The 25,191-nt window shown below is 73.4% G+C and carries 18 protein-coding genes and 2 pseudogenes; 5 read left to right on the top strand and 15 right to left on the bottom strand.

What is annotated here, in order from left to right; all coding sequences use genetic code 11:
* Positions 1-523: 523 nt before the first annotated feature.
* Positions 524-1,741, bottom strand: a complete 1,218-nt coding sequence (locus AB0P03_RS17300) for an IS30 family transposase (RefSeq protein ID WP_363629509.1) — start codon at positions 1,739-1,741, stop codon at positions 524-526.
* Between the two features lie 59 nt (positions 1,742-1,800).
* A complete protein-coding gene (locus AB0P03_RS17295; RefSeq protein ID WP_363629507.1) occupies positions 1,801-2,694 on the bottom strand; it encodes an IclR family transcriptional regulator in 894 nt (297 codons plus the stop codon).
* 426 nt (positions 2,695-3,120) lie between these two features.
* Here AB0P03_RS17295 and AB0P03_RS17290 point away from each other — a divergent pair, with 426 nt between their 5' ends.
* From AB0P03_RS17290 to AB0P03_RS17270, 5 genes are all read left to right on the top strand, one after another.
* Positions 3,121-4,431 (top strand): extracellular solute-binding protein, encoded by a 1,311-nt coding sequence (locus tag AB0P03_RS17290; protein WP_363585231.1) that lies wholly within the window; start codon positions 3,121-3,123, stop codon positions 4,429-4,431.
* Between the two features lie 125 nt (positions 4,432-4,556).
* A complete protein-coding gene (locus tag AB0P03_RS17285) occupies positions 4,557-5,537 on the top strand; it encodes a sugar ABC transporter permease (protein WP_063350256.1) in 981 nt (326 codons plus the stop codon).
* A gap of 107 nt (positions 5,538-5,644) precedes the next feature.
* On the top strand, positions 5,645-6,448 hold the full coding sequence (locus tag AB0P03_RS17280; protein ID WP_363629511.1) for a carbohydrate ABC transporter permease: 804 nt from the start codon (positions 5,645-5,647) through the stop codon (positions 6,446-6,448).
* A 288-nt stretch (positions 6,449-6,736) separates the two neighbouring features.
* Entirely contained in the window at positions 6,737-9,130 is a 2,394-nt protein-coding gene (locus AB0P03_RS17275) for an excinuclease ABC subunit UvrA (protein ID WP_363585313.1), read from the top strand.
* A 97-nt stretch (positions 9,131-9,227) separates the two neighbouring features.
* On the top strand, positions 9,228-9,815 hold the full coding sequence (locus AB0P03_RS17270) for a hypothetical protein (RefSeq protein WP_363585229.1): 588 nt from the start codon (positions 9,228-9,230) through the stop codon (positions 9,813-9,815).
* On the opposite strand, the gene AB0P03_RS17265 is transcribed toward AB0P03_RS17270, so the two are convergent.
* The 13 genes and pseudogenes from AB0P03_RS17265 to AB0P03_RS17205 all read right to left on the bottom strand — a co-directional run bounded on the left by AB0P03_RS17265 (position 9,812) and on the right by AB0P03_RS17205 (position 25,176).
* Positions 9,812-11,437 carry an amidohydrolase gene (locus tag AB0P03_RS17265; RefSeq protein ID WP_363629505.1) on the bottom strand — a complete coding sequence of 542 codons (1,626 nt, stop codon included), beginning with the start codon at positions 11,435-11,437 and terminating at the stop codon, positions 9,812-9,814. The genes AB0P03_RS17270 and AB0P03_RS17265 overlap by 4 nt on opposite strands.
* Positions 11,434-12,288, bottom strand: coding sequence for a PaaX family transcriptional regulator C-terminal domain-containing protein (locus AB0P03_RS17260; RefSeq protein ID WP_350879095.1), 855 nt, complete (start codon positions 12,286-12,288; stop codon positions 11,434-11,436). The genes AB0P03_RS17265 and AB0P03_RS17260 overlap by 4 nt, the downstream gene beginning before the upstream one ends.
* Positions 12,289-12,341: 53 nt before the next feature.
* Positions 12,342-13,100, bottom strand: coding sequence for an Asp/Glu racemase (locus tag AB0P03_RS17255; RefSeq protein ID WP_363629503.1), 759 nt, complete (start codon positions 13,098-13,100; stop codon positions 12,342-12,344).
* Positions 13,101-13,148: 48 nt separating this feature from the next.
* Positions 13,149-14,051 carry a fumarylacetoacetate hydrolase family protein gene (locus AB0P03_RS17250; RefSeq protein ID WP_363629501.1) on the bottom strand — a complete coding sequence of 301 codons (903 nt, stop codon included), beginning with the start codon at positions 14,049-14,051 and terminating at the stop codon, positions 13,149-13,151.
* A gap of 55 nt (positions 14,052-14,106) precedes the next feature.
* Entirely contained in the window at positions 14,107-15,306 is a 1,200-nt protein-coding gene (locus AB0P03_RS17245; RefSeq protein ID WP_363629500.1) for a cupin domain-containing protein, read from the bottom strand.
* Positions 15,303-16,274 carry a carbon-nitrogen hydrolase family protein gene (locus AB0P03_RS17240; RefSeq protein WP_363585217.1) on the bottom strand — a complete coding sequence of 324 codons (972 nt, stop codon included), beginning with the start codon at positions 16,272-16,274 and terminating at the stop codon, positions 15,303-15,305. The genes AB0P03_RS17245 and AB0P03_RS17240 overlap by 4 nt, the downstream gene beginning before the upstream one ends.
* Positions 16,275-16,291: 17 nt before the next feature.
* Entirely contained in the window at positions 16,292-18,703 is a 2,412-nt protein-coding gene (locus tag AB0P03_RS17235) for an FAD-dependent monooxygenase (RefSeq protein ID WP_363629498.1), read from the bottom strand.
* Positions 18,700-19,071, bottom strand: a pseudogene (locus tag AB0P03_RS17230) (thioesterase family protein); the annotation flags it as partial. The pseudogene AB0P03_RS17230 and the gene AB0P03_RS17235, both read right to left, overlap by 4 nt.
* Before the next feature lie 57 nt (positions 19,072-19,128).
* A pseudogene (locus tag AB0P03_RS17225) lies at positions 19,129-20,727 on the bottom strand (AMP-binding protein); the annotation flags it as partial.
* Positions 20,728-20,936: 209 nt separating this feature from the next.
* A complete protein-coding gene (locus AB0P03_RS17220) occupies positions 20,937-21,926 on the bottom strand; it encodes a hypothetical protein (RefSeq protein ID WP_363629497.1) in 990 nt (329 codons plus the stop codon).
* 301 nt (positions 21,927-22,227) lie between these two features.
* Positions 22,228-23,241, bottom strand: a complete 1,014-nt coding sequence (gene adhP / locus AB0P03_RS17215) for an alcohol dehydrogenase AdhP (RefSeq protein ID WP_363629495.1) — start codon at positions 23,239-23,241, stop codon at positions 22,228-22,230.
* 109 nt (positions 23,242-23,350) lie between these two features.
* On the bottom strand, positions 23,351-23,854 hold the full coding sequence (locus tag AB0P03_RS17210) for a GNAT family N-acetyltransferase (protein WP_363629493.1): 504 nt from the start codon (positions 23,852-23,854) through the stop codon (positions 23,351-23,353).
* Positions 23,851-25,176 carry a DUF6271 family protein gene (locus AB0P03_RS17205; RefSeq protein WP_363585209.1) on the bottom strand — a complete coding sequence of 442 codons (1,326 nt, stop codon included), beginning with the start codon at positions 25,174-25,176 and terminating at the stop codon, positions 23,851-23,853. Before AB0P03_RS17205 ends, AB0P03_RS17210 begins: the two co-directional genes overlap by 4 nt.
* Between the last annotated feature and the right edge of the window lie 15 nt (positions 25,177-25,191).

Here is a 25,191-nt window from a genome sequence, read left to right as displayed (position 1 = left end):
GATTCCTCGTCAGGCGTCAGTGGTGCTACCAGAGCACGTCCTACTTTCAGTAGGAAGAGTCCGTGCGATCCGGGCCTGGCGCTCCAATTGTCGGACGGGGTCCGGCGCCTTTCTAAAGGTGCCGGGCCTTGTTTGCTTTTGGGGTGCGGGTTGGTCGGGGTTCGGTGTGTGGGTGTGGGGCTGGTATTGTTCTGGGTGTCGCGAGGGAGATGATTCCTCGTCAGGCGTCAGTGGTGCTACCAGAGCACGTCCTACTTTCAGTAGGAAGAGTCCGTGCGATCCGGGCCTGGCGCTCCAATTGTCGGATGAGGTCCGGCGCCTTTCTAAAGGTGCCGGGCCTTGTTTGCTTTTGGGGAGGCGATCTCCGTGCTCGGTCGGACGGCGACGTCGGTGATCCTGTCCTCCCCGGTGGAGCAGCGGGTCCTGCTGCCCTCGGAATAGCCCCGGCCGGAAGCCCGGAAGCCCGGAAGCCCCGGCCTGGGCGGCGGTTTCTAGGGGTCGTTGCAACACGTGGTCGGTTTGATCAGGCCGCGATGAGTTTATGCAGGCGCTCGGCTGGGGTTTCCCAGCCGAGCGTTTTGCGTGGGCGGCTGTTGAGTTCGGCGGCGACGTGGGTCAGGTGTTCCGGGGTGTGGGCGGACAGGTCGGTGCCCTTGGGGAAGTACTGCCGCAGGAGGCCGTTGGTGTTCTCGTTGGAGCCGCGCTGCCAGGGGCTGGCCGGGTCGCAGAAGTAGACCGGGACGCCGGTGGCGACGGTGAACGAGCCGTGGGAGGCCATCTCGGAGCCCTGGTCCCAGGTCAGCGACCGCACCAGATGCGTCGGCAGGGTCCGCACGGTCTCCACCAGGGCGTCGCGCACGCGCTCGGCGGTGCGGCCGTGGGGCAGGTGCAGGAGCATGACGTAGCGGGTGGCGCGTTCGACCAGGGTGCCGATCGCGGAGGCGCCGTCCTTGCCGAGGATCAGGTCGCCCTCCCAGTGCCCGGGCACCGCCCGGTCCTCGACCTCGGCGGGGCGTTCGCTGATCATGACCATCGGGTCGATGAAGCGAGGCCTGCGGCAGTCGGCCTGGCGCTGGGGGACGCGGCGGGCGCGGCCGCTGCGCAGGGCACCGGCCAGCTCGCGCCGCAGTTCGCCCCGTCCTTGGATGTAGAGGGCCTGGTAGACGGTCTCGTGGGCCACGTGCATCTCCGGCCGCTCGGGGAAGGTGTCCCGCAGAGCCTGGCAGATCTGCTCCGGACTCCATTTCCGGTCCAGTTGGCGCTGGATGAAGTCCCGTAGCTGCGGGCTCTGGCTGATCTTGCCGGGTTTGGGCCGGGGCCGGCGGGCGTCGGCGCGGGCCTGCGCGGCGTGGGGCCGGTAACTGCCGCTGCCTGGATGGCGGTTGCGGCGAATCTCCCGGCTGACCGTGGAGGGGCTGCGGCCCAGTTCGGCGGCGATCGCGCGGACGGTGGCCTTCTCCCGCAGCCGGTCGGCGATGTGGATGCGTTCGTCCTCGCGCAGGTACCGGGACGGCCCGGACGGTGAGGGGACGGCCGCCCGCGCGGGCGGCCTCGGCCTCTTCACACGCCCCTCGGGCCGGCCGTGGCGCCACTCACGACCGGTCCGCTCGTGGATACCCACGAGCCGGGACGCCTCTCTGTTGCTGTAGCCCTGCTGCACGAGCCGGAAGTATTCCTCCCGCTCGCCGCGGAGCTTCCTGGGCCCCTGCGGCTTCCGGTCCCCTCGGATCTCGAAGTCCATCGCACACCTTGAGCTCGGGTGTTGCGACGACCGCTAGAACCCAAGGGCCGGGCCGGGGCTCAGGACGGCTGGCGGTCGGAACCGAGTTCGCGGGAGATCCGCAGCCCGGCCTGGGCGACGACGGGGCCGAGGGCGCGGACGCGGGCGGCGGTCATGCGGGAGGTCAGGCCGGAGACCGACAGGGCGGCGGTGACCTCGCCGGCGTGGTCGAAGATCGGTGCGGCGACGCAGCGGACCTCGGGTTCGTTCTCGCGGTCGTCGATGGAGTAGCCGCGGGCGCGGATCCGGGCGAGGTCGGCGCGCAGCCGGGTCTCGTCGGAGATGGTCCAGGCGGTGACCGGGCGCAGGCCTGCGGCGACGACCTCGGTGACGGCCTCGTCGGGCAGCCAGGCGAGGATGGCCTTTCCGGTGGCGGTGCAGTAGGCGGGGGCCCGGCTGCCGACGCGGGAGGCCATGCGGACGTTGGTCTCGTCTTCGACCTTGTCCAGGTAGACGATTCCGGGGGCCTGCCAGACGGTCAGGTGGACGGTTTCGCCGGCCTCGCGCTGGAGTCGGCGCAGGTGTTCGGCGGCGACGCTGCGCAGGTCGAGGGTGGAGAGGTAGGCCTGGCCAAGGCGCAGCGAGCCGTGGCCGAGCCGGAACCAGCCGGTCTCGCGGTCGCGGTCGAGGAGGTGCTCGTCGAGCAGCGGGCCCGCGAGCCGCAGCACGGTGCTCTTGTTGAGGCCGAGCGCTTCGGCGAGTTGGGCGAGCGGGACGCCGCGCCCGTCGCTGTGGTCGCGGACGTGGCCGAGGACGGCGAGCGCGCGGCGCAGCGAGGACGACTGGTTGCGTTCGGTCGCGGGTTTGCGCCCGGCGGCTGCGCCCGAGGGTCGTTCGGCCGCAGCGCCGGTGGGTCCGTCGGCCGCCGTGCCCGCGGGCCGCTCGGTCTCCGCGTCGGGCCCCGTCTCCGTCATGGGTGGTCCGTCCCTGTCTCGTTCCGCTGCCGAGTGCCAGCGCCGTGTACTGCAGCCGTGTGCTGCTGCCGCGTGCTGCCGGTGTTCCCCCCGCTCGACGGCGGCGGTTGTCAGAAGGTACCCGTTCGCGTCCGCAACGCCACTTCTTCGACACAACGTTGTGCAGTGCAAAACTTCCCGAACCCCCTCTTGTTGGCGCCGATCGCCCGCGCTTAACGTCCCTGCCATCGAGCAGGCGCCGCCGCCCCACCCGAACGGTCCGCCCTGCCGTACCCCCGTACCGGCCTGCCCGGGACGCCCCCCAACGCGTCCGGGCCGTCCTCCACCCACACCCACCATCGGCCCCGGTCAGGGCCTGCTTCGACGTACCCGTCCCCAGCGGCGCACGTCTCGGCGGCAACTGTCGGGAGGGGAGGTTCTCCACCCATGCGACTCATCAGACGGACTGCCGCGGCCGCCGTGCTCGCCGCCAGCTGCCTCGCCGCGACCGCCTGCGCGCCGGGCACCGCCGCGCCGGCCGGCGACAAGGCCGCCGACGACCGGACCGGCACCCTCCAGGTCTGGCTGTACAACGAGGCGGGCAACGCGGCCAAGGAGGCCGTGGTCGGCAAGGCGGTGAGCGAGTTCCAGGCCTCCCACCAGGGCGTCACCGTCAAGGTCAGCTACATCGACACCGACGCCTCCGCCCGCGCGGCCAAGATGAAGGGCGCCTTCAACGACCCGGGCAGCGCCCCGGACCTGGTCGAGTTCGGCAACACCGACCTCCCCGGCTACGTCGCGGCCGGTGGCCTCGCCGAGATCGGCGCCGACCTCGACAAGTGGCAGGACAAGGGCGACCTCGACCCGGCGATCGTCAAGACCGCCGTGGTGGACGGCAAGACGTACGGCCTGCCCTGGTGGGTCGCCGTGCGCGCGCTCTACTACCGCAGCGACCTGTTCACCGAGGCCGGGCTGACCCCGCCGACCTCGTACGCCGAACTTGTCACCGCCACCCAGAAGATCCACGCCGCGAACCCCGACACCTTCGGCATCGCCGTCGGCGGCAAGTACACCTTCGGGGCGCTGCCGTTCGTCTGGGACGCGGGCGGCGACATCGCCGCCAAGGACGGTTCCGCGTACAAGGCGGCCATCAACTCGCCCGCCTCGCAGGCCGGGATCAAGCGCTACACCGATCTCTTCGGCGCCGACGGCTGCCCCGCCCAGCAGTGCGCCGACCTCACCGGCGGCAAGACCGTCGACCTGTTCGCGGCCGGCAAGTCGGCGATGGCGATCCTGCCCAACTCCAGCCGCAGCAAGGTCGACGGGGGCCCGGTGAAGGGCAAGTACGGCGTGGTGCCGCTGCCCGGGGAGAAGGCCGGCTCGATCGCCCCGGCGTTCGCGGGCGGCAACAACCTCGGCGTGATGAAGGCGGCCAAGCACCGCACGCTCGCCCTTGAATTCGCCGAACTGCTGGCGGGCCCGGCGTACCAGGAGCAGATGTACGACGCGATGGGCAACCTGCCGACGCTCAAGTCCGTCAGCGGCAAGGTCGCCGCCAAGGATGCCTTCCTGAAGCCGTTCACCGACACCATCGCGGCCGGCACCAGGTTCGTCCCGCTCGACCAGGCGTGGGCGCAGATCGACGCCCAGGCGGTGATCCCGACCATGCTGCAGCAGGTGGTCACCGGCAAGGCGGACGTGGCGAAGGCCTCGGGCGACGCCGCGAACCAGATCACCTCGGCCTTCGCCGCGCACTGACGGCGGCCGCGCACCCGCCTCCGACCCCCGGCCCCGCCTCCAACCCCCGTACCAACCCCTGGTTCCGTACCACCTCCTGGTCCCGCACCGACCTCCTGGTCCGCGGAAGAGAGCAGGTCCCGCACGTGTCCGCATCCACCACGACCGCCCCGACGGCGCCGCCTTCCCCGCGCGGGCGCCGTGGGGGCACGGCGCCGGCCGCACCCTCGGGCGGCCGGCGCCGCCGGCCCCCGCTGCTGCTGCTCCTGCCGGCCGCGGTCATCCTGATCCCGCTGGTCGCCTACCCGATCTACCAGCTGGGCCTGCTGTCCGTGCTGGACTTCGGGCAGGCCCAGGCCTCCGGGGGCGCCCCGACCTCCTTCGTCGGCTTCGGCAACTATTCGAAGATCCTGAGCGACGGCCAGTTCTGGTCGGTGCTGCTGCAGACGGTCGGCTTCGCCGCGTTCTGCGTGGTCGCCACCCTGGCCGTCGGCGCGACCCTCGCCGTCCTGCTGACCAAGGTCGGGCGGTGGCCCCGGCTGGTGCTGACCACCGCCGCGATGGCGGCCTGGGCGGCTCCGGCGATGACCGGTTCGACGGTGTGGAGCTTCCTGTTCGACACCAACCTCGGCCTGGTCAACCACACGCTGGTGAAGCTCGGGCTCACCGGCTTCCACGAGTTCAACTGGTTCTACGACAAGTGGACGGCGTTCCTGATCGTCGGCGCCGTCGTGGTGTGGCACTCCTTCCCCTTCGTGATGGTCACCCTCTACGCGGGGATCCGGGCGATCCCGGAGGAGATCATGGAGGCCGCCGCCCTGGACGGCGCCAACACCTGGACGACCTTCCGCCGGATCACCGCGCCGATGCTGCGGCCGATCCTGACCATCGTGGTGATCCAGTCGGTGATCTGGGACTTCAAGGTCTTCACCCAGATCTACGTGATGACCGAGGGCGGCGGCATCGCCGGCCAGAACCTGGTGCTCAACGTGTACGCGTACCAGAAGGCGTTCGCCTCCTCGCAGTACGGGCTCGGCGCGGCGATCGGCGTGATCATGCTGCTGATCCTGGTGATCCCGACGGTCCTCTACATCCGCACCCTGCGACGGACGGGGAACGAACTGTGAGCACTCTGAACCCCGTTCGGGACACCCGAACCGGCAACACCCGGCCCGGTAGCACCCGAGCCCGCAACACCCGCGGCCGTTGGCGGCTCGCCGCCAACACCGGCGCGATCGTGCTGGCCGTGGTCACCGCCTTCCCGATCTTCTGGATGGTGCTGTCCGCGTTCAAGCCCAAGGGCGAGGTGCGGTCGCTGGATCCGAAGCCGTGGACGGCCCACCCCACGCTGGAGAGCTTCCGCCAGGTGCTCAGCGTGGACGGCTTCGGCCGGTACTTCGTGAACAGTCTGGTCATCGCGCTGTCGGTGGTGGTGCTCTCGGCCGTCGTGGTGTTCCTGGCGGCGGTGGCCGTGACCAGGTTCCGGTTCAGGTTCCGCACCACCATCATGGTGATGTTCCTGATCGCCCAGATGATCCCGGTCGAGGCGCTCACCATCCCGCTGTTCTTCATGTTCCGTGACGCCGGCCGGTTCGCGCCGGGCATCGGGCTGAACACCCTCGCCTCGCTGATCCTGGTGCAGTTGGCCTTCTCGCTGCCGTTCGGCATCTGGATGATGCGCGGCTTCGTCGCGGCCGTGCCGGTGTCGATCGAGGAGGCCGCGCAGATCGACGGCGCCAGCCGCACCCGCATCCTGTGGCGGATCCTGCTGCCGCTGGTGGCCCCGGGCCTCGCCGCGACCAGCGTGTTCTCCTTCATCGCCGCGTGGAACGACTTCGTCTTCGCGAAGACCTTCATCATCAGCGCCACCCAGAACCAGACCCTGCCGTCCGCGCTGCTGGTCTTCTTCAAGCCGGACGAGAACGACTGGGGCGGCATCATGGCGGCGTCGACGCTGATGACGGTGCCGGTGCTGATCTTCTTCATCGCGGTCCAGCGCAAGCTGGTGTCCGGGCTGGCGGGCGCGGTGAAGGACTGACGCCCGCCGGCGCGGTGAAGGACTGACGCCGGCCGGCGTGGTGAAGGACTGAGGCCGACCGGGGCGGTCGGGCGGGCTTCCCCCGTCCGGCCGCCCCTGCGATCGTGCCACGCCGTGCGGCCGGTACCGGACGCCGATCCGCGGGCCCACCGGCCGGGCCGTCCTCGGGACGGCGGTTAGGCTTCCGCCATGCCTGGCCGGCACCGGTGGACGGGGCTCCCCTCCCCGGTGCGGCGGCCGGTGATCAGCCACCGCGACGGCGGCTCCGCCGCACAGATGGGGAAGACGATGAGCAAGCCCACGAGGACGGCCGCGCAGCCGCCGGCGGCACCCGGTGCCGACAGTCACGACCTGATCCGCGTGCACGGCGCGCGCGAGAACAACCTCAAGGACGTCAGCGTCGAGCTCCCGAAGCGGCGGCTGACGGTGTTCACCGGCGTCTCCGGCTCCGGCAAGAGCTCCCTGGTGTTCGACACGATCGCCGCCGAGTCGCAGCGGCTGATCAACGAGACCTACAGCGCCTTCGTCCAGGGCTTCATGCCGACCCAGGCGCGGCCCGAGGTCGACGTACTGGAGGGGCTGACCACCGCGATCATCGTCGACCAGCAGCGGATGGGCGCGGACCCCCGCTCCACGGTCGGCACCGCCACCGACGCCAACGCGATGCTGCGGATCCTCTTCAGCCGGCTCGGGCAGCCGCACATCGGCTCGCCCAAGGCGTTCTCCTTCAACGTCCCCTCGATCAGCGGGGCGGGCGCCGTCACCGTCGAGCGCGGCGGGAAGACCGTCAAGGAGCGGCGCAGCTTCAGCATCACCGGCGGCATGTGTCCGCGCTGCGAGGGCCGCGGCAGCGTCTCCGACATCGACCTCACCCAGCTCTTCGACGACACCAAGTCGATCTCCGAGGGCGCGATCACCATCCCCGGCTGGAAGACCGACAGCTGGTGGACGGTGGGGATCTACGCGAACTCGGGCTTCCTCGACCCGGACAAGCCGATCCGCAAGTACACCAAGAAGGAGATGCAGGACTTCCTCCACCGCGAGCCGACCAAGGTCAAGGTCAACGGGGTCAACCTCACCTACGAGGGGCTGATCCCGAAGATCCAGAAGTCGATGCTCACCAAGGACCGGGACGCGCTGCAGCCGCACATCCGGGCGTTCGTCGACCGGGCGGTCACCTTCACCGCCTGCCCCGACTGCGGTGGCACCCGGCTCAGCGAGGCGGCCCGGTCGTCGCTGATCGGCGGGACCAGCATCGCCGACGCCTGCGCGATGCAGATCAGCGACCTGGCCGCCTGGGTCCGCGACCTCGACGAGCCGGCCGTGGCGCCGCTGCTCGGGACCCTGCGGCACACCCTCGACTCGTTCGTGGAGATCGGGCTGGGCTACCTCTCGCTCGACCGGCCGTCCGGCACGCTGTCCGGCGGCGAGGCGCAGCGGGTCAAGATGATCCGGCACCTCGGCTCGGCGCTCACCGACGTCACGTACGTCTTCGACGAGCCCACCACCGGCCTGCACCCGCACGACATCCAGCGGATGAACGAACTCCTGCTGCGGCTGCGGGACAAGGGCAACACGGTGCTGGTCGTGGAGCACAAGCCGGAGACCATCGCGATCGCCGACCACGTCGTCGACCTCGGACCCGGCGCCGGGACGGCGGGTGGCTCGGTCTGCTTCGAGGGCACCGTCGAGGGGCTGCGGTCCAGCGGCACCGTCACCGGCCGCCACTTCGACGACCGGGCCGCGGTCCGCAAGGCGGTGCGCGAGCCGAACGGCACCCTGGAGATCCGCGGCGCGAGGGCGAACAACCTGCGCGACGTCGACGTCGACATCCCGCTCGGGGTGCTGACCGTGATCACCGGCGTCGCCGGCTCCGGGAAGAGCTCGCTGGTGCACGGCTCGATCCCCACGGGCGCGGGCGTGGTGTCCGTCGACCAGGGCGCCATCCGCGGCTCCCGGCGCAGCAACCCGGCGACGTACACCGGGCTGCTGGAGCCGATCCGCAAGGCCTTCGCGAAGGCCAACGGCGTCAAGCCGGCCCTGTTCAGCGCCAACTCCGAGGGCGCCTGCCCCAACTGCAACGGCGCCGGGGTGGTCTTCACCGACCTGGCGATGATGGCCGGCGTGGCCAGCACCTGCGAGGAGTGCGAGGGCAAGCGCTACCAGGCCTCGGTGCTGGAGTACCACCTCGGCGGCCGCGACATCAGCGAGGTGCTCGCGATGCCGGTGACCGAGGCCGAGGAGTTCTTCGGCACCGGCGAGGCCCGCATCCCGGCCGCGCACCGCATCCTCGCCAACCTCGCCGACGTCGGGCTCGGCTACCTCAGCCTCGGCCAGCCGCTCACCACGCTGTCCGGCGGCGAGCGGCAGCGGCTCAAGCTGGCCACCCACATGGCCGAGAAGGGCGGCGTCTACGTCCTCGACGAGCCGACCACCGGCCTGCACCTCGCCGACGTCGAGCAGTTGCTCGGGCTGCTCGACCGGCTGGTGGACTCCGGTAAGTCGGTCATCGTCATCGAGCACCACCAGGCGGTGATGGCGCACGCCGACTGGATCATCGACCTCGGCCCGGGCGCCGGCCACGACGGCGGCCGGATCGTCTTCGAGGGCACGCCCGCCGACCTGATCGCCGCCCGCTCCACCCTCACCGGCGAGCACCTCGCGGCCTACGTCGGGGGCTGACGGCCCCGACGTTCGACCCCTTCGGCGTTCGACCCCTTCGACGGTCGAACGCTTCGGCGGCAGGGCGGTGCCACGCCCCGGGCACTACCCTGCTGCCATGGCGATCCACGGCTTCGGGGCCACCGAGTTCCAGCTCGTGCTGCTGCGCCGGATGGCCGACTTCAACCCGGAACCGGTCGAGCAGGCCGTGCGGCGGCTCGGCGCGACCCGGGCCGCCATGCGGGAGGCGAACAAGCGCTGGCAGGCGATGGTCCGCTCGCCCCGGTTCCCACGCGGCGCCGACCGCTGCGCCGCCGTCCTCGGCCCGCCGCAGGCGGTGGTGCCGCGCCGGATCGGGGACCTCGCCTGCACCGCGCGGCAGTGGGCGCTGCCGCTCTGGCCCGAGCTGCGCTTCGAGAGCCTGCTCGGTCCGGCGCAGGCCGGTCGGCCGCTGCTGAACGAGTGGCTGGTGCGCGGACCGGACGCCCCGGCGCCCGGGCTGCGCACCCTCGCCGACCTCGCGCCGTGGAGCTGCGTGGTCGCCGACCTGGGCGCCGCGTTTCCGCCCGCCCGGCCGCGCGAGGGCAGCGCGCCGACCCGCTTCCAGCTCGACTTCACCGCCCCGGACGCCGACGGGCGGGCGCGCCCGTGCACCGCCGACTTCACCTGGGGGCTGCTCCAGGAGGTCCGGCCGGACGGTCCTTAGGCCTGGGCCGGGTGGACGGTCCGCCCGCCGACGACCGTGCGCTCGGGCCGCAGCTCGCGCAGCACGTCCACCGGGCAGCTCAGCGGATCGACCGGCCACACCGTCAGATCGGCCAGCGCCCCCGGCCGCAGGCTGCCGCGTTCGGCGCTCTCGCCCATCAGCCGGGCCGCGTGGACGGTGTGCAGCGCGACCGCCTCGGCCCGGTCGACGGCGTGCTCGGGCCCCACCACCCCGGCGGTGGTCCGGCGGGTCGTCATGCCCCACACCGACACCATCGCGCCGTACGGGCCGACCGGGAAGTCCGAGCCGGCGGCCAGCAGCGCGCCCTCGTCGAGCCATTCGCGCAGCGGGAAGATCCCGGCGGTCCGCTCCTCGCCCCAGGCCCGCTGCTGGGCGAGCGCGCCGTCGTGCAGCAGCGGGTGCTGCACGGTGACGGGTACGCCGAGCGCGATCGCCCGGGCCCGCTGGTCGGCCCGGGCCAGTCCGCCGTGCTCGACCACCAGCGTGCCGGGCGGCAGGCCGGGGCGCTGGTCGAGCACCTCCTCGAAGACGTCCAGCAGGGTGCGCAGGCCGCGGTCGCCCCAGGCGTGCACGCCGACCCGCCAGCCGCGCCCGACCACCCGGTCGACGGCCGCGACCAGCTCCTTCGGCTCCCAGAGCAGCCGGCCGTGGTAGCAGGGCCGGTCCTGGTACGGCTCCTCCAGCGCGCCGGCCTCGAAGCCGCCGTCGATGCCGAACTTCACCCCCCACAGCCGCAGCAGGTCGTCGTCCTCGCCGGCGGCGCGCCAGGCGTCCATCCGGTCCAGCAGCTCGTCGACCTGCTCGGGGGTGCGGGCGGCGAAGCCGGAGACCAGCGCCCGGACCCGGACGGCGAGCGCGCCGGCGGCCCGGGCCGCGAGCAGCACGTCGAGGTCCTCGACCGGGACGAGGCAGTCGCGGACGGTGCCGATGCCGGTGGCGGCGTAGTCGGCGGAGGCGGCGCGCAGGCCGGCCACCCGTTCGGCGAGCGCGGGGCGCGGCAGCACCCGCTCGACCAGTTCGACCGCCTTGTTGACCAGCCGCCCGGTGAGTCGCCCCCGGTCGTCGCGTTCGAGCAGGCCGCCGGGCGGGTCGGGGGTGTCGGCGGTGATGCCGGCGAGGCGCAGCGCGGCCGAGTTGAGCACCATGTTGTAGGCGCCGCGACGGACCAGGACGGGGTGGTCGGCGGTGGCCTCGTCCAGTTCCGCGGTGGTGGGCAGCCGCTGCTCGGCGAGCAGCACCTCCTGCCAGTTGACGGTGGTGTGGATCCACTGGCCGGGCGGGGTCTGGGCGGCGCGTTCGCGGATCAGGCCGAGGAACGCGGCGAGGTCGCGCGCCCGGTGGACGGGGACGCCGTGGACGCTGTGGCCGGCCAGGATCAGGTGGGTGTGGGTGTCGTCGAAGGCGGGCAGCACCGTCGCGGCGGGGGCGTCCAGGACCTCGGTGGCCGGTCCGACCAGGTCGTCCAGGCCGTGCGGGTCGGGGGACAGGGCGGTGATCCGTGCCCCGGTGACGGCGATCGCCCGCTGCGGCGGCCGGCCGGGGACGAGGGTGTGGACGGCGGCGGCGCGGACGAGGAGGTCGGCGGGGGCGGGGTCGGTCATCGCGGCTCCTGGTGGGGTGGGGCGCCGGCTGGCAGGCCGGTGACCTTCTCGACGTGCCGCAGGCTGGGCTCGGCGAGCAGCGCGTGCAGCTCGGTGAAGACGGCCCGCGCGGCGACGGCGTTCCAGTCGGCGGGCAGCAGCGGTTCGGGCAGGCCCGGGTCCAGGTAGGGCAGCCGGCGCCACTGGGTGAGCATCGGGACGTAGTCGCGGAACGCCTCGACCGGGTCGACCCGCGGCCGGCCGCGCAGTTCGGCGGCGACCGGGCGCCAGGCGTCGTCGAAGGCCGCGTACTGCGCCTCGATCGCCGGGAAGTCCCACCAGCCGGCCACCGCGGTGCGCAGTTCGGCGAAGCCCGCGTACTCGGCGGACAGGAACAGGTGCACGTAGGCGCTCAGCCCGAGGCGCTCCAGCAGCCGCCGGGCGTCTGGCAGCAGCCGGGCGGGCGCCAGCCAGACGCCGGGGGCGGCGTTGCCGAAGCCGAGCCAGCTCAGCCGGGAGCGCAGCTGGTGGCGGTGGGCGCGCTCGGACTCGGGCACCGAGAAGACCGCGACCACCCAGCCGTCGGCGAGTTCGGCGGGCTCCAGGCTGTGGAAGATCCGGCGGTCGCCCTCCTCGAAGACCGGGCCCATCGCCGGGGCGAGCCGGTAGCCGGTGCCGTCGCGGCGCTCCTGGAACAGGGTGCCGGCCTTCTTCAGCCGGGAGATGGCCGAGCGCACCGCCGGGCCGTCGACGTCGAGTTCGGCCATCAGCGCGATCAGGTCGGCGATCGAGATCCAGCCGCCGAGGCGGCGCACGAACTCGCCGTACACGGTGTGGATGAGCGAGCTGGGCCGGGTCGTGCTCTCCGACATGGTGCGCCTCCTCCCCGGCAGCTCGTGGTGATCATAGCGGTGGGAGCCCGGCGTCAGGCCTGGGCGTAGGCGCCGGAGAGCAGGTGCCCGGCGCCGGGGGCGACGGCCGGCAGGCCGAGGGCGCGCAGCAGTTGGTGGGCGGTGCAGATCGCCGCCGAGACGACCGGCTTGCCGAGCTGCTGTTCGGCTTCCTCGACGGCGGACAGCGAGGGCAGCTGCACGCAGGCCGAGAGCACCACCGCGTCGGCCTCGGCGTGGGCGAGACGCCGGGCGATGGCGGGCAGCCGCGCCGGGTCGTGGGCGGCCACGTCGAGGTTGTCGGGGATCTCCAGGGCCGCGTAGTCGAGCACTTCGATGCCCTCGTGGGCCAGGTAGCCGACCACGGTCCGGGCCAGCGGCCGCAGGTACGGGGTGACGAGGGCGACCTTCTTGGCGCCGAGCGTGTGCAGGCCGGTCACCAGGGCGCCCGCGCTGGTGACCACGGGGGCGGGGGCGCCGTTCTCGGCGGTGCGCCGGTGCAGGCGCTGTTCGGCCTCGCGGTGGTAGCCGGGGCCGGTGGCCATCACGGCGACCAGGCAGGCGTAGCCGAGCACGTCGACCCGGGCGTCGGAGAGTTCGGCCGCGCAGCGGTCGGACTCGGCGTCCATGGCGCGCAGTTGCTCGGGGGTGACCCTGGTCATCCGCATCCGGCTGGAGTGGAAGGTGAACCGCTCGGGCGCGACCGCCTCGCGGGCCCGCAGCAGGGCGGGGACCTCGGTCTCCATGGTGACGTTGGAACTGGGGACGATCTGGCCGATCCGGTAGGTGGTCATGGGGTGCTGGGGCTCCTCTCGGGAGCTGGCCGGGGTGGGGTGCTCCGCTCAGCGGGCGTCGACCACCGGGTTGGCGAGGGTGCCGATCCGCTCGATGGTGGCCTCGACCAGGTCGCCGGGCTGGAGGAACTGCGGCGGCACCAGGCCGGCACCGACGCCGGACGGGGAGCCGGTGGCGATCACGTCGCCCGGTTCGAGGGTGACGCCGGAGGAGATGTCGGCGATCAGGCGGGCGATGCCGAACAGCATGTGGCGGGTGTTGGAGTCCTGTCGCAGCTCGCCGTTGACCCTGAGTGAGAGGTCGAGGTCCTGCGGGTCGGGGATCTCGTCGGCCGTGACCACGACCGGGCCGAACGGCGCGTAGCTGTCCTGCCCTTTGGAGAAGAACCACTGTCCGGAACGGCGCTGGTCGCGGGCGCTGACGTCGTTGACGATGCTGTAGCCGAAGACGTGCCGCCAGGCGTCCCGCTCGGCCACCCGGAAGGCCGGCTCGCCGATCACCACGGCGAGTTCGCACTCCCAGTCGAGCTGCTTGGTCAGGTCGGCGTTGTGCCGGATGGGCTGGCCCGGGCCGGTGACGGCGGTCGCGGGCTTGCTGAACAGCACCGGCCGGTCGGGCAGTTCGCGCTCGGTGTCCAGGGTGCGGTGCGATTCGGCGACGTGCTCCACGTAGTTGAGGCCGACGCCGACGATCTTGCCGGGCCGCAGGGGCGCGCGCAGCGAGACCTCGGCGAGCGGGCGGACGGCGGGGTGGCCGGGCCCGGCGTGGGCCAGCAGCGTGCGGGCGGTGGCCAGCGTGGCCTCGCCGGCCCGGACCAGGTCGAGCAGGCCGTCGGGCAGCCGGGCGCCGGCGGCGGTGGCGAGGGCGGTCAGGTCGGCGACCTGGTCGCCGAGCCGGGCGCCGAGGCGCGGGGTCTCGTCGCCGCCCGCGCAGTAGGTCAACAGGTGCATGGTCGGGGCTCCTCGGGGTTGCCGGGCGATGGTGGGCCGGGGCGTGTCCGGTGGGTCAGGCCGGGCCCTGGTGCCCGTCGTGCGCCGGGTGGGCCTCCTCGCGGTAGAGGCCGAGCGAGTGCATCACCGGGAAGTCGTTGAAGGAGAACAGGCAGGCGTCCTCGCCGGGGTCGAGGTTCGCGTGCTCGTGCCAGGCCCAGGACGGGACGACGAAGACGTCGCCCTGCTGCCACTCGAAGCGCCGCCCGGCGATCACCGAGACGCCGCGCCCCTTGGCCGCCGTGTAGACCACCGAGCCGGTGTGGCGGTGGGCGCGGGTGGCCTGGCCGGGGCGCAGCAGTTGCAGGTGGGCGGCCATGGTCGGCATCACCGGGCCGCCGGTGACCGGGTTGGTGTACTCCATGATGACGCCGTCGTACGGCGATCCCCCGGTGGCGCGGGCGAGTCGGCACAGCGCGTGGTAGCTCGGCTCCCAGGGCCAGCCGAGCAGGGGGGAGTAGGGCCTGCTCCAGGTCTCGACGCCGTACGGGAGCAGGTTGCCGCCGTAGCTCAGCAGCGAGGAGTTCACCACCGGGCCGGGCCGCTGGTACAGCTCCGGGTGGACCTCGTAGAAGTTCGCGTCGAGCATGTTGACCAGCGGGATGTCCAGGCCGTCCTGCCAGATCACCGGGGCGTCGTCGGACTCGTTTCCGTGCTCGTGCCAGGAGTTGTTGGGCGTGATGGCGAAGTCGCGCGGGCCGACCCTGAGCTTCTGGCCGTCCACGACCGTCCAGGCGCCGGTGCCCTCGTGGACGAAGCGCAGGGCGGCGGCCTGGTGGCGGTGCGCGGTCATCGCCTCGCCGGGGCCCATGATCTGGAGGCCGGTGTACAGCAGGCCGACGGCGGCGCTCAGTTCGCGGCGCCCGGGGTTGACCAGCATCACCACCCGGCGGCCGGCGTCGTCGGCCTTGACCAGCGGCAGCGCCTTGCGGACCAGCGGGCGCAGGTCGGCGTAGCGCCAGAGCACCGGCACCGACTTGGGCTGCGGGTACCAGGGCTCGATCTCGTTCGCCACCGTCCACAGGGCGCCGGCCTCGTGCTCGGCCAGTTCCTCGTAGTAGGCGGTGAGTTCGGGGCTGTCGGTGACCCTGGCGCGGCCGAGCTGGTCGTCGTCGTGGTCGGCCGTGCGGCCCTGGTCGGTGGTGCCGTGGGGGTTGGCGGTGCCGTGGGGGTCGGTGGTGCCGTGGCGGTCGGTCGTGCCGTCGTCGCTGGTCATGCCTGCTCCTCCGGGAACACCAGCGGCCGCAGCGGGCGGTTGTCCACGTGCAGCCGGAAGACGTCGAAGCGGTTGTAGTGGCCGACGATGTCGTGCATCTGCTTGGGCTGGATGCACCGGCCGAGGTCGATCTCGGCGTAGACGATGCCCTCCTCGTCCACCAGCGGCTCGCCCACCGGGCGTCCGTCGGGGCCGAAGATGCCGGACAACGCGCTGCGCGGGCGGGCGAGTTGCTTGCGCACCTGGTGGTCGTCGCCGGCGATCAGGTCCACCATCTCGGGCGAGATGGTGGAGCAGGAGACCACGGTGAACAGCTTGCCCTCGAAGCAGTGCGCGGCGGCGCGCAGCGCGATCGCCTCCGCCATGTCGTAGTCCTCGGGGGCCACCGGCAGGGCGATGTAGCTGGCGGCGTGGACGAGTTCGCCCTGGGCCAGCAGGGTGAAGCGGGCCAGGGTGTTGGTGTTCTCGCCGCAGGCGAGCGCGCCGAGCGGGCCGACGGCCGTGCGGTGCACCCGCAGGGAGCTGCCGTCGCCGGGCGTCCAGGTCAGCTTCTCGGCCCAGGTCGGCACCAACTTGCGGTGCACGGCGAGGAGTTCTCCGTCCGCGCCGATGATCAGCAAGGTGTTGTGGAGCACCCCGAGGCTGTGTTGGCCGCGTTCGTTGACGCCGATCACCAGCACCACGCCGGCCTGCCGGGCGGCGGCGCGCAGCGTGTCGACGTACGGGCCGGGGACGTCGACGGCGGCGCGGTAGAGGCGCTCGTACCAGGGCGAGCCCTGCACCGGGTTCATCGTCCAGTTCCAGTACGGGTAGCCGGGGACGAAGACCTCGGGGAAGACCACCAGGGCGGCGCCGTGGCCGGCCGCCTCGTGGATCAGGGCGACGGCCTTGTCGACGGTGGCGGCCGGGTCCAGGTAGACGGGGGCGGCCTGGACGGCCGCGGCGGTGAAGCGTGGCAGGTCGGGCATGGGTCCTCCTCGGCTGCTCAGCGCGGTTCGGGGGTGGGCGGCGGCCAGCGGCGGTGCACCGGCGCGGCGGGCTCGGCGAGCAGGTGCAGGCGCGGTGCGACCCGGTCGGCGTTCGGGCCCGGTGGTCTGCGGCTGCCCGCCGACCAGGGGCCGGGCCAGTGCGCGCCCGGCCCGGTGTAGCCCTGCTCGGCGGCGGCGTGCAGCGTCCAGAGCGGGTCGTACAGCTGGGCCCGCCCGATCGCGACCAGGTCGGCCCGCCCGGCCAGGAGCACGGAGTTGGCGTCGTCGTGCCCGGAGATCGCGCCGACCGCGATGGTCGGCAGGCCGGTGGCGGCGCGGATCAGCTCGGCGAACGGGGTCTGGTACCCGCGTCCGTACGGCGGCCGCTGGTGGGCGACCACCTCGCCGGTGGACACGTCCACCGCGTCCGCCCCGCCGTCGGCCAGCGCGCGGCCGATCGTGACGGCCTCCGGTGCGGTGGTGCCGCCGGGCGCCCAGTCGCAGGCCGAGATCCGCACCAGTAGCGGCCGCCCGGCAGGCCAGACCGCGCGGACGGCCGCCAGCACCTCCAGCGGCAGCCGCAGCCGGTGCGCGAGCCGGCCGCCGTAGCGGTCGGTGCGGTGGTTGGTCAGCGGTGAGAGGAAGCCGGAGAGCAGGTGGCCGTGGCCGAACTGCAGCTCCAGCGCGTCGAAGCCGACCCGTGCCGCGCGTTCCGCTGCCTCGGTGAAGTCCGCGACCAAGGTGGCCAGTTGGGCGGCGGTGGCCGCGTGCGGAGGAGGGCTGTCCGGGCCCCAGGGGAGCGGGGAGGCGGCGAGCAGCGGCCAGCCGTCGGCGAGTGGACGCCCGATCCCGTCCGGGCCGGGTGCGGCGGTGGCGCCCCGGCGGCCGGCGTGGGTCAGCTGGAGGCCGACCGGGGTGTCGCTCACCGCGCGGACGGCGTCGACGAGTTCGCGCCAGGCCGCCTCCTGGCGGTCGTTCCACAGCCCCGGGCAGCGGTCGGTGGCCCGGCCCCCGGGGCTGACGGCGGCCATCCCGGCGAGGACCAGCCCGGCGCCGCCGAGCGCGTGCGCGGTCAGCTGGGCCCGGTCGAAGCCGCTGGGCAGGGTGTCGGTGGAGGTGAAGGTGGCGAGCGGGGGCACCACGACGCGGTTGCGCAGCTCCAGGGCGCCGAGCTTCAGCGGCCGGAACATCGGCGGCACACCGGGCGGGCTGCCGGCGGCGGCGTCCACCGTGTCGACGAAGTCGGGGTCGCGGGCCCGCAGGTTGCCGTAGGTGACCCGGCGGCTGCGGGTGAGCAGGTTGAACGCGAACCGGTCGGCGCCCTGCCCGGTGCGCCGCTCCACCGTCTCGAACCACTCCAGGCTCGCCTGCGCGGCCCGCTGGGTGGACTCCACCACCGGGCGCCGCTCCGCCTCGTAGGCGGCCAACGCCTGCTCCAGCGCCGGCTGTTCGTGCAGGCTCGCGGCGAGCGCGAGGGCGTCCTCCAGGGCGAGCTTGGTGCCCGAGCCGATCGAGAAGTGCGCGGAGTGCGCCGCGTCGCCGAGCAGCACCACGTTGCGGTGGCGCCAGCGGGCGTTGCGCACGGTGGTGAAGCGGATCCAGCGGGAGGCGTTCGGGATCAGCCGGTGGCCGTCCAGGTGCCCGGCGAGCAGGTCCGCGCAGCGCCGCACGCTCGCCTCGTCGCTCTCGCCGCGGGCCGGCTCCCGGGCGGTGAGGGCGGCGAACCCGGCGCGGCGCCAGGCGTCTTCGGCGATCTCCACGATGAAGGTGGAACGGGTCGCGCTGTACGGGTAGGCGTGCACCTGGAGGGTGCCGAAGTCGAACCGCTCGACGATGAAGGTGAAGGCCTCGAAGACCTTGTCGGTGGCGAGCCAGATGTAGCGGCAGTGCCGCTCGTCCAGGTCGGGCCGGAAGGTGTCGGCGTAGGCCGCCCGGGTGCCCGAGTGGATGCCGTCGGCGGCGACCACCAGGTCGTACTCGGCGGCGAGCCGGTCGACCGGAGGGGCGGGGGTGCGGTAGCGCACGTCCACCGCGAGCTGCTCGCAGCGCTGTTGCAGGATCGCGCGCAGCCGGTTGCGGTCGAGTGCCGCGAAGCCGTGCCCGCCGCAGGTGCGGACCTCGCCCGCGTAGCGCACGTCGATGTCGCTCCAGCGGGCGAACTCGGCGCCGATGGCGGCGAAGACCTCCGAGTCGGCCTGGGCGATGCCGTCCAGCGTCTCGTCGGAGAACACCACGCCGAAGCCGAACTCGTCCTCCCGGCCGTCGCGTTCGAAGACGGTGATCTCCCGGTGCGGTGCCAGCCGTTTGGCGAGCGCGGCGAAGTAGAGCCCGCCCGGCCCGGCGCCGATCACCGCGATGCGGCGGGCGGCGGTGGGGTGGGCCGCGCCGGTGCGTGCGGCGCTGGTGGTGGTGCGGGCCGCGGTGGTCACCGCACCACCTCCGGCTGTTGCGGTCCGGCCTCGGCCAGCGCGCGGCGCACCGGCGCGGGCCAGGGTTCGGCGCCCTTGGCGTTCGGCGCGGCGTGCACCACCGACATCCGCCCGGACGCGGCCAGGCCGTGCGGGCCGTGCACCTCGAAGGCGTAGTGCAGCGAGGAGCCGCCGACCCGGACCACCCGCAGCTCGGTGCGGACCAGGTCGCCGAACCAGAGCCGCTCGCGGTAGTCGGCCTCGAAGTGCACCCGCGGGATCCGCCCGAACAGCTCGGCCAGGCCCAGCCGGCGCAGCAGCGCCGCCTCCGCGGCCTCGGCCCAGCGCTGGACGGCCGAGAAGTGGTAGTGACCGGCCGCGTCGGTGTCGGACCACTCGACCCGGCGCTCGATCGCCACACTGGCCGGGGCGGTCGCGGCCAGCCGGCGCAGCTCGGCGCGGTGCAGCTTGCCGGTGGCGGTGCGCGGCAGCCGGGTGACGAACTCGACCGCGCGCGGGTACTTGTACGGGGCGATGGTCCGTTTGACGTGCTCCTGGAGGCTCCGCACCTGCTCCGGCCCGGCGGGCGCGCCCTCGCGCAGCACCACGTAGGCCTTCACCACGGTGCCGCGCCGTTCGTCCGGCGCCCCGACCACCGCGCAGTCGGCGACGTGGGGGTGGGCGGCGAGGGCCTGCTCGACCTCGGGGCCGGCGATGTTGTAGCCGGCCGAGACGATCATGTCGTCGTTGCGCGCCTGGTACCAGAAGTAGCCGTCCCGGTCGCGGACGTAGGTGTCGCCGGTGAGGTTCCAGCCGTTGCGGACGTAGTCGCGCTGGCGCTCGTCGTCCAGGTAGCGGCAGCCGGTCGGGCCCTTGACGGCGAGCAGACCGGGCACGCCGTCCGGCACCGGCCGGCCCTGCTCGTCCAGGACGGCGGCCCGGTAGCCGGGGACGGGGCGGCCGGTCGCGCCGGGGCGGATGTCGCCGTCGGCGGCGGAGATGAACACGTGCAGCAGCTCGGTGGCGCCGATGCCGTCGATCAGCCGCTGCCCGGTGGCCGCGTGGAAGGCCTCCCAGAGGGCGGCGGGCAGGTGCTCGCCGGCCGAGACGCAACGCCGTACGCCGGACAGGCGGTCGGCGAGCCCGGCGGCCAGGATCGCCCGGTAGGCGGTCGGCGCGGTGAACAGCACGCCGACCCGGTGCCGGTGGACCTGCTCGGCGAGTTGCTCGGGGGTGGCCTGCTCCAGCAGGAGGCTGGCGGCGCCGGCGCGCAGCGGGAAGACCACCAGGCCGCCGAGTCCGAAGGTGAAGGCGAGCGGCGGGGTGCCGGCGAACAGGTCGTCGGGGGTGGGGCGCAGGAGGTGGCGGGAGAAGGTGTCGGCGTTGGCGAGCACGTCGCGGTGGAAGTGCAGGGTGGCCTTGGGCCGTCCGGTGGTTCCGGAGGTGAAGGCGATCAGCGCGACGTCGTCGGCGGCGGTGGGCACGGCGGTGAAGCCGCCGCTCTTGGCGGCGCAGCGGGCGGTCAGGTCCTGGGGGCCGGGCCCGCCGAAGGCGAGCACCCGCAGGCCGGGTGTCTCGGCCCGGGCGAGGTCGTCCAGGTAGCGGTGGTCGCACAGGGCGATGGCGGGCCGGGCGATCCGGTGCAGTCCGGTCAGTTCGGCGGCCCGCAGCAGCGGCATGGTGCTGACGGCGACGCCGCCGGCCTTCAGGACGCCGAGCCAGCAGGCCACCAGCCAGGGGGTGTTGGGGCCGCGGAGTAGCACCCGGTTGCCGGTGGCCAGGCCGAGGTCCTCGGTCAGCAGCCGGGCCACCCGGTCGGCGTGGTCGCGCAGTTCGCCGTAGGTCCACTGGTCGGTCGGGGTGAGCAGGCAGCGGCGGTCGGGGCCGTACCGGGCGATCGTTCCGTCGAGCAGCGCCTGGGCGCAGTTCAGCCGATCCGGATAGGACAACTCCGGTATGTCGAAGCGGAGTTCGGGCCACTGGTCGAAGGGTGGGAGATGGTCGCGGCAGAACGTGTCCACGTGCGCGGAGGGGGATAGCTCCATGGGCGGGCACCTCATCGTGCGAGCGGGGAGTGAGGCCAGTATGGCGTGTTGGTGACGCCAGTCAAGAGAGCGATACACGCATTCGGGGGAGCGGGCCCCTCGCGGCCTCACCGGTGGCCCCACCCTTGTCCCGGCGCAACGGCAGCCGCACCCGGCGACCGGCTCGGTCGGGGTGCGGCGCGTTCAAGCAGGGGCTGCGGGCGGCCGGGTCAGGCGGTGGCCCCCTGGGCGGCGGCGTCGGGCTCGCGGCCGTCCTCGGCCTGCTGGGCGCGCTCGGCCAGCAGGCGGGCGAACAGGACCAGCACCGGAGTGGCGGCGTCGGAGCCCGGGCCCGAATCGCGGACGTACAGCAGCGTGGTGCCGACCCGCACCAGGGCCTCCGCCCCTTCCGCACCGTGCGTCCGGGCGGCGCGCTGGTCGCCGATCGAGGGGAGGGGGACGGCGGCGGCCGCGTCGGCGCCGCCGACGTGGGCGAGCATCGCGTCGAAGGCCCGGCCGGCGGCGTCGGCGGAGGCGAAGGTGACCACGGTGAACTGTGCGCTGTGCGTGGTCACGGCGCGGAACGTCACGGTGGCGTACGCGAGTTGCTGGTCACAGGCGTCCGGGAGCAGGCAGGGCACGTCCTCGCCCGGGCCCGCTCCCGACTGTGGGCCGCTCTCCACCTGCCAGCCGCCCGGCATGGCCCGCAGGTCGGGTAGCACACCCTGAACCTGGGCCGGGTCGCGCAGCGTCCGCCCGGCGTGGGCCAGGTCGGGCCCGCCCGGCCGCAGCAGCGGGCGCGAGCCCAGGTTGATCCCGACGGCGACCAGGGCGGCGACCACGATCAGCGCCAGCGTGACGAGGACGGGGGCGGCGCCGATCCGGGCGGCCCGGGCCTGGGCCCCGGCGACGGCCGGATCGACCCGGAGGTGGACGGTCGGCGGGTCGGCGGGCCGGCCGAGCTCGGTGGTGGCCAGGTACCGCGCGAACGCCGGGTCCGCGGTGAGCAGTTCGCCGACGGCGGCGGTCAGCCCGGCCCGCGCCCGGGCGTCCCCCGGGTTCGCCTCGACCGCGTCCACGGCCCGGGCGCCCTCCGGCGTCGCCCGCAGCCGCACCCGCACCAGATCCGCGACCGCCCGCCCCGGGCCGGCCGCCACCCCCTCAGCCGCCCGCACCAGCACGCCCACCACCACGGGCACCAACTCCTGGCCGTCCCCCACGGCAACTCCCCCCGCCCAACGAGTCGTTGCCCCCACGATCCCGGACCGGGCGGCGCCGCGCCCCCCACCGGACGGAACGGAGACGGAACTGCAACCGGGCCCGGACGGGGGTGGGGCGGGCGTGACCCGCGGGGCCTCTGGTGCCCGAACGGGCCGGTCAAGGGGGCGGATCGGCCGCGAGCCGCGTCCCGACGGGGGACGGACGGATGCCGGGCGCGGCGAACCGGCGGGCGAGGCTGACAGGTGGGCGCACCCGTTCGGCCGGGGCCGGGCTCAGCGCAGGTTGCTCGACGCAGGTCGCTCAGCGCAGGTCGAAGACCAGCCGGGCGGAGACCTTGCCGCCCAGCACCTCGTCGAAGCAGGCGTTCACCTCCTCCAGGCGGCGGGGCTCAAGGATGACGCGGGTGCGGCCGAGGGCGTGCAGCCGGAAGACCTCGGCGAGGTCCTGGCGAGTGCCGACGATCGAGCCGATCACCCTGGTGCCGTTCAACACGGTCTCGAACACCGGCAGTTCGAGCTTCCCGCCGGCCGGGAGTGCCACCAGCACGAGCGTGCCGCCGCGCCGCAGCGCACCGTAAGCGGCCTGGAAAGAGGCGTTGCTGACGGCGAGGGCGATGGCCGCGTGGGCGCCGCCGAGCCGCTGGACCTCCGCCGCGACGTCCTGGGTGCGGGCGTCGAGGACGTGGTCGGCGCCGAGTTCGCGGGCCAGGGCGAGCTTGTCGTCGGTGACGTCGACCGCGATGGTCTCGGCGCCGAAGATCCGCGCGTACTGGAGCGCGAGGTGGCCGAGCCCGCCGATGCCGGAGACCAGGACCCGGGTGCCCGGGCGGGCGCCGGAGACCTTGAGCGCCTTGTAGGTGGTGACGCCCGCGCAGGACAGCGGCGCGGCGTCGAGCGGGTCGAGGCCGTCGGGGACGGGCACCACGTAGTCGCCGTGCGCCAGCGCGTACTCGGCGTAGGCGCCGTCCACCGAGTAGCCGCTGTTGTGCTGCTGGAGGCAGAGCGTCTCCCAGCCGGAGACGCACTGGTCGCAGCGCCCGCAGGCGTCGGCCAGCCAGGGGATGGCGACCCGTTCGCCGACCCGTACGTCGCGCACCTCCCCGCCGGCCGCCTCGACGATCCCCACGCCCTCGTGGCCGGGCACGAACGGCGGGCTCGGCTTGACCGGCCAGTCGCCGTGGGCGGCGTGGATGTCGGTGTGGCAGAGGCCGGACGCCTCGATCCTGACCCGGACCTGGTGCGGCGCGGGCTCGGGGACGGGGCGGTCCTCGATGACCAGCGGCGCGGTGAAGTCGTGGACGACGGCGGCCTTCATGCGCTCTCCCTCGGTCGGTGGTGATGCTGCTGGCGGCTGGGCGCAGCCGTCAGCAGCATCACTCGACGGGGTGAGTGCCGCAGCCCGGACTACTCCGGACGAGTGAAGGTCAGCCGGCTGCCACCGGCATCGACATGTAGACGGCGCGCTTGCCGTAGCAGGACGGCACCGTCACCTCGCGGTGGGCGCGGTAGCCGAGCAGCCGCAGCAGGATGTCGGTGCCGCGGACCGCGACCATGGAGATCCGCTCGAAGCCCTGCTCGGACGCCTGCTCCCGGAAGTGCCGGATGAACCCCAGTGCGACGTCCCGGCCGCGCAGGTCCTCGGCGATCACCAGGTCGTGCACGTGCAGGTTGTCCGACGCGAACACCGCCTCCTCCGGCCGGTCGAGGTCCGGGCAGCGCAGCGGCGGGTACGGCAGGCTCAGCAGGTAGCCGCGGACGGTGCCGTCCTGCTCCAGCACGAAGCAGGTCCGCGGCGAGGCGAGGGCGCGGGACTGCAGCGCCTCCCGGCCCTCCGACAGGCCGTCGGCCGCGTAGGCGTCGTGCTCCAGGGCGACCACGGCATCCCAGTCGCCCTCGGCCAGGAGCCGGATCCGGAGGTCCTCGCTCACCCGGCCGCAACCTCCGAGGCGGTGCCGAGCCCCTCCGCGCGGGAGGCGGCCACCAGCGACGCCCACGCTCCCATCAGCACCGCCCAGCGCTCGGCGTCCTCCTGCGCCTCGTCCAGGAGCTGCTGGCGCTGCTCGGCCACCGCGTCCGCGAGCTCGGCGTACTTGCCGCCAAGCTTGCGGTAGGAGCGGTCCAGGACGTCCAGGCAGTACTCGTTCCCGGCCCGGTCCCAGTCGACGCTGCCCCGCACCAGGTCGAGGATCGGCTCGACCTTCAGCCCGTGCCGCTCGTCCAGCAGCCCGCGGCCGAGGTCGATCATCCCGCCGTAGACCGGGTACAGGTACAGCATCGACAGCAGGAACTTGACGAACCGCATCTGGTAGGAGATGAAGCCGGCGCCGATGCGGCGTTCGGGCGTGTAGTAGTTGACGATGTGGCGGTTGTGGACGACGCCGGGCAGCCGGGAGTGGACCATGGCGTGCAGCAGGGCGTAGTCGCTGCCGATGGTCTTGACCGAGGGCAGCAGCGGCAGCACCTCGTAGGCCCGGTGGTCCAGCGCGATGTTGCACATGTAGACGTCCCAGATGTCGGGCACGCCGAGGACGGATTCGTCGGTGGTGAACGGCTCGGAGCCGGCGCCCTTGAACGAGACGTCCACCATCGCGTCCCGGTCCTCCTCCGGCCACACCGGCGGGGTCCACAGGCGCACCACGTCGCGGTAGATGTCCGGGTCCAACTCGTGGATCTCGCTGATGTCCACGTTGAGTTCGCCGATGAAGGAGCCGCTGACCAGCATCACCGGCTTGTCCGCGTCGGCCGGGTCGAGCTCGGAGCGGGTCACACCGGCCGCCGCCTCGCCGGCCGGTCGGCCGATCGAGAGCAGCTCGTGGTGGATCGGGAAGATCTTCCGACCGTCGACGACCTGGAAGTCGGCGTCGTCGTTGCGCAGGTGCGCCGAGGTGCAGCCCAGGGCGGCCGCGCCCAGGAAGAGCCGGTTGACGCAGGAGCCGTACGCGACGGCCGGCGGGAGCATCATGTCGAGCAGCAGTTCCGGGTCGGCGGCGCCGGAGCGCTCGGCCACCCGGCGCAGGAACTCCCGCTGCTGCGCGTTGCCGAGGTGGTGGACGACCACGCCGGGGGTGGGCTCCAGGGCGGCCACGGCGCCCGCGTTCTCCGCGAACTGGGCGGCGTCGGTGGTGTCGAGGATGAGGAGGTGCACCTCGACGTCGAAGTTCGCGACGGCGTAGGCCGCCTCCTCGGCGAGTTCCACGATGGTGTCGGGGCAGGATCGCATGGTGGGCAGGGCGAGGCAGACTCGTTGCATAACGGTGGAATCTCC

The organism is Kitasatospora sp. NPDC088779 (assembly GCF_040685395.1).
GTDB lineage: Bacteria > Actinomycetota > Actinomycetes > Streptomycetales > Streptomycetaceae > Kitasatospora.
Note: the sequence above shows the minus strand (reverse complement) of the source record. Positions and strands in the feature narration are given on the sequence as shown.